This is a genomic window from Streptomyces mutabilis, from assembly GCF_014649815.1.
Taxonomy (GTDB): domain Bacteria; phylum Actinomycetota; class Actinomycetes; order Streptomycetales; family Streptomycetaceae; genus Streptomyces; species Streptomyces mutabilis.
Genome location: NZ_BMTT01000283.1, coordinates 1 through 542, shown reverse-complemented (window position 1 = coordinate 542; position 542 = coordinate 1). Strand labels below are relative to the sequence as shown.

Annotated in this window: 1 protein-coding gene; it reads right to left on the bottom strand. The window is 38.9% G+C overall.

Going from position 1 to position 542, the window contains the following annotated elements; translation table 11 throughout:
- Window positions 1-542 (bottom strand): ABC transporter permease (locus IE142_RS40345; RefSeq protein WP_191889516.1); only part of this gene is annotated, 542 nt, incomplete at both ends.

Sequence of the window (542 nt, the reverse complement as noted above, 5' to 3'; positions counted from 1 at the left end):
GATATAAAACACGGCAATAAACAGGCATAGTACCGTGATTGTCACCGTTAATGACACATCAGTGATCCCTAAAAAACCATAACGGAAACCGCTTATCATATAAACAATCGGGTTTAATTTAGAAACACCTTGCCAAAATGCTGGTAATAAGGAGAGTGAATAAAACACACCACCTAAATAAGTTAATGGCGTTAAAACAAAGGTGGGAATAATACTAATATCATCAAAGGTTTTCGCAAATATGGCATTCAACAATCCTGCGAGAGAAAAAACAATCGAGGTCATTAATAATGTCACCACAACCATTGTCCAAGAGTGTATCTCTAGTGGTACAAAAAATAGTGAAACCAGAGTGACCAATATCCCAACACAAATACCACGGGCGACACCACCACCCACAAATCCGGCAATAACAACATGGGTCGGTACTGGCGATACTAATAATTCTTCAATACTACGTTGGAATTTAGCGCCAAAAAATGAAGAGGAGACATTAGCATATGAGTTTGTGATCACCGCCATCATAATCAAGCCGGGAACAA